Annotated in this window: 2 protein-coding genes; both read left to right on the top strand. The window is 69.4% G+C overall.

Features of this window, described 5'->3' with window-relative positions:
* The first annotated feature begins 187 nt into the window (after nt 1-187).
* A complete protein-coding gene (gene mutS, locus D7X55_RS36545; RefSeq protein ID WP_121725452.1) occupies nt 188-2956 on the top strand; it encodes a DNA mismatch repair protein MutS in 2769 nt (922 codons plus the stop codon).
* 108 nt (nt 2957-3064) lie between these two features.
* Nucleotides 3065-4183 (top strand): DNRLRE domain-containing protein, encoded by a 1119-nt coding sequence (locus D7X55_RS36540; RefSeq protein ID WP_158626475.1) that lies wholly within the window; start codon nt 3065-3067, stop codon nt 4181-4183.
* Nucleotides 4184-4402 lie beyond the last annotated feature (219 nt).

The raw sequence follows: 4402 nt of genomic DNA, 5'->3' as shown, positions 1-4402 counted from the left end.
GGGGGGGCGGGAGGTCGTCTGAGGAGAGTTCGCCATGTCGCCGGGCAGCCTGCCGGGGGGAGCAGGGCCTGCAAACCGTTTTCGGCCGGGGGTCCGCCGAAATGTCGGACGCCGATGGTAGGCATACGCACCAGGTAGGGGCGCCGGTTCGTTGATCCGGGGGTAAGGCCGTGAGAGAAGGTCGGGGATGGCGGTGACGCAGCAGACGAAGACAGGCAAGGCGGCGAACGTGGTGCTGCCCGAAGAGGACACGACTCCGGACGTCGGAACCGGTGAGGCCCCCGCGGGAGCGCGGGAGATCGCCTCCCTGACCCCGATGATGCGCCAGTACCTGGAGGTGAAGGCGCTCCATCCGGACACGGTGCTCTTCTTCCGGCTGGGTGACTTCTACGAGATGTTCTTCGAGGACGCGGTGCGGGCCTCGGAGCTCCTGCAGATCACCCTGACGGCCCGGGCCAAGGGCGCGGACAAGATCCCCATGTGCGGGGTGCCGTACCACTCCTCGCGCCGGTACATCGCGAAGCTGGTGGAGCACGGCCTCAAGGTCGCCATCTGCGAGCAGGTGACGGAGCCGGGCAACGGGCCGGGCATCGTGCAGCGCGAGGTGACGCGGGTCATCACCCCCGGCATGGTGCTGGACGACGAGGTGCTGGAGCCGCAGGCCAGCAACTTCCTCGCGGCCCTGTGCTGGGGCGAGGCGGGCTTCGGCGCGGCGCTGCTGGAGGCGTCCACCGGCGAGTTCTTCACCTTCGAGGCGCAAGGCCTGCCGGAGCTGGTGGAGGGCCTGTCGCGCGTGGAGCCGCGCGAGCTGCTGGTGCCGCAGGGCCTGCGCGAGGCGCCGGAGGTGGTGCAGGTGTGCCAGCGGCTGTCGCGCGTGCCGGCCGTGGCGGAAGCGGAAGGGGCGGCCTTCGAGCCCACGCGCGCGTCCGCGTTCCTGCGCTCGCACTTCAACGTGCAGTCGCTGTCCGCGTTCGGGCTGGACGGCTCGCCGCTGGCCACCGGGGCGGCGGGGGCGGCGCTGCGCTACCTCAAGGACACGCAGAAGACGCCGGCGGCGCACGTGGACCGGCTGTCGCGCCAGGAGCGCGCGGGCTGCCTCGTGATGGACGAGTCCTCGCGCGGCAACCTGGAGGTCCTCAAGAGTCTGCGCGATGGCGGGCGCAAGGGGTCGCTGCTGGGCGTGCTGGACCGGACGGCCACGGGCCTGGGCGCGCGCAAGCTGGCGCGCTGGCTGGCCGCGCCGCTGTGCTCGCTGCCGGAGATCGAAGCGCGGCTGGACGCCGTGGAGGAGCTGTCCGGCAAGAGCGTGTGGCGCGAGGAGCTGGTGGCCACCCTCAAGGAGGTGGGCGACCTGGAGCGGCTGTGCGGCCGGCTGTCGCTGGGCGCGGGCAACGCGAGGGATCTGCGCGCGCTGGCGCTGTCCCTGACGCAGCTGCCGAGGCTGGGCGCGGCGCTCGGGCGGTGTGACGCTTCGCTCTTGAAGTCGCTGTCCGGGCCGCTGGGCGCGCTGCCGGAGCTGGCGGACCTGCTGATGCGCGCGGTGCAGGACGAGCCGCCGGTGGTCATCCGCGAGGGCGGCTTCATCCGGCCGGGCTTCCACGCGGAGCTGGATGACCTGGTGGCGCTGTCCACGTCCGGCAAGGACTACCTGCTCAAGCTGGAGCAGCGGGAGAAGGACCGCACGGGCATCTCGTCGCTGAAGATCCGCTACAACAAGGTGTTCGGCTACTACCTGGAGGTGACGAAGGCGAACCTCCACGCGGTGCCCAAGGACTACATCCGCAAGCAGACCACGGTGGGCGCGGAGCGCTTCGTCACCGAGGAGCTGAAGGAGTACGAGGAGAAGGTCCTCACCGCGGAGGAGCGCCGCGTGGTGCTGGAGCTCCAGCTGTTCGAGGAGCTGCGCACGAAGGTCATCGCCGCCGCGCCGGCCATCCGCTCCGCCGCGGAGGCGGTGGCCACGGCGGACGCGCTGGTGTCCTTCGCCCGGTGCGCCGCGGAGTACGGCTACACGCGGCCCCAGGTGGACGCAGGGGAGGGGCTGACCATCACCGGCGGGCGGCACCCGGTGGTGGAGCGGATGCTGGGCGCGGGCGAGTCCTTCGTCCCCAACGACGTGCGGTTGGATCCGGAGGACGCGCAGCTCTTGGTCATCACCGGCCCGAACATGGCGGGCAAGAGCACGGTGATGCGGCAGGTGGCGCTGACGGCGCTGATGGCGCAGGCAGGCTCGTTCGTGCCGGCGAAGGCGGCGCGCATTGGCCTGTGCGACCGCATCTTCACGCGCGTGGGCGCGGCGGACAACCTGGCGCGCGGGCAGTCCACGTTCATGGTGGAGATGACGGAGACCAGCCACATCCTCCACCACGCGACCCGGAAGAGCCTGGTCATCCTGGATGAGATTGGCCGCGGCACGTCCACGTACGACGGCCTCTCCATCGCGTGGGCGGTGGCGGAGCACATCCACGACAAGGTGGGCGCGCGCTCGCTCTTCGCCACGCACTACCACGAGCTGGTGGACCTGGCGCGCGAGCGGCCCCGGGTGAAGAACCTGTGCATCGCGGTGAAGGAGCAGGGCGGCAAGGTCATCTTCCTGCGCAAGCTGGTGCCCGGCGGGGCCAGCCGCTCCTACGGCATCGAGGTCGCGAAGCTGGCCGGCCTGCCGCCGGAGGTGGTGTCGCGCGCCCGCGAGCTGCTCCAGAACCTGGAGTCCGGTGAGCTGGACGACGCGGGCCGTCCCCGCGTGGCCGTGCGCTCCACGAAGCGCGCGGCGCCGGTGAACGCGGGGCAGCTGGGCCTGTTCGGGGGCGCGCCGCAGCCGGCTCCCGTGGCCGTGGCGCCAGTGCCTCCCGAGCACGCGGAGGTGCTGGAGTCGCTTCGGACCGCTTCCATCGACCGGATGACGCCGCTGGACGCGCTCAACCTGCTGGCGAAGTTGAAGCAGACCCTGGGTTGAGCTGAATACACTTCGTGTCTGCCCGGTCCGTGAGCTTGAGAGCAATCACTGCTCTCCTCACGAACAAAGGCAGACATGATGAGTCGCTTCAGACTTTTGTCGTCTTCTGTGACACCGCTACTGGCGGTGGCCGCGCTGTCGGTGCCCGCGCTGGCGCTGGCGTCCACGACCGTGACGCTCACGCCGGTCGCGGACTCCTATGTCGCCCCCGGAGCGCCGGACTCGAACTTCGGAAACCACGGAACGTTCATCGTGAACCGGGAGTTCGCCGAGTCCTACCTGCGGTTTGATTTGAGCAGCCTGCCCGAGGACGCGGTCATCACCTCCGTCAGCCTCAGCGCGCTGGCCTACGACGGCTACGCGCACGGAGGCGATGGCAATGTCTACACGTCCTTCGTCGCCGACGATTCGTGGCAGGAGATGGGCATCACCTGGAACAACCGGCCCACGCCCGCGGCGACGACGGTGGGGGCGTGGTTCCTCTGGTACAACTCCACGCCGGAGGACAAGCTCGGCGTCAACTCCAACGCGGCGCTCGTCCCGCTCGTACAGGGCGAACTCGCGGGCGACAAACTCGTGAGCTTCCGGCTGCACTCTCCGGGCTACACGACACGTTACCGCTCGCGGGAGTACGCCAACGCGGCCCAGCGACCGGCGCTGACCGTCACCTATACGGTGAATGAGCCCGTCACCGTGGTGCTGGAGCCCGAGGCGGATGCGTACGTCACGGGCGGCTACAATGGCGAGAACGGCCGGAACTACGGGGGGCTGGAGACACTGCTCATCGACCCTCGCTGGGACCGGAAGTTCTTCCTGCGCTTCAACCTGGCCAGCCTCCCCGTAGGGGCCCACATCCAGGCCGTGAAGCTGTCCGCCACGTCGTTCTGGGGCCGGTCGCCCGGCGGCGATGGCAATGTGTACGTGCACCGGCTGCCGGACAACAGCTGGGGCGAGTACAGCATCACCTACGACAACCAGCCCTGGCCGCCCTACGGTGATCCGTTGGGCAGCTGGTGGATCTGGTATTCCGGCGCCAGCGCGAACTACGACCAGGTGGGCGTCACGGCGCATCCGAACTTCATCCCCGTGGTCCAGGCCGCTTCGGATGCCACCGACCGGCGCGTCTCGTTCCGGCTCAGCGCCCCGAACTACGCGACGAGCTACTACTCGCGAGAGAGCCCGGTGGCGTCGAAGCGCCCCAAGCTGGAAGTGACGTACCTGCCGTGATGCCGTGAACCCTGTCCAGAGGGACAGGCTGTTCCCACGCAATCATTTCCGTCCTGGTTCGATAATGGAATCAGGACGGAAGCGAGGGGGCTGTTGCCACAACGGTGCTTCCGTCCGTCTGCCCTTGGGGAAGGCACCGCATGAGCACCATTTCGAGTGCAGGACCGTCGTCTGGCGTTTCGCAGGTGGACACGACGTGGGAGCCGGAGCCGCCTGCTC

Source organism: Corallococcus sp. AB049A (genome assembly GCF_003668885.1).
In the GTDB taxonomy this organism is placed as follows: Bacteria; Myxococcota; Myxococcia; order Myxococcales; family Myxococcaceae; genus Corallococcus; species Corallococcus interemptor.
Note: the sequence above shows the minus strand (reverse complement) of the source record. Positions and strands in the feature narration are given on the sequence as shown.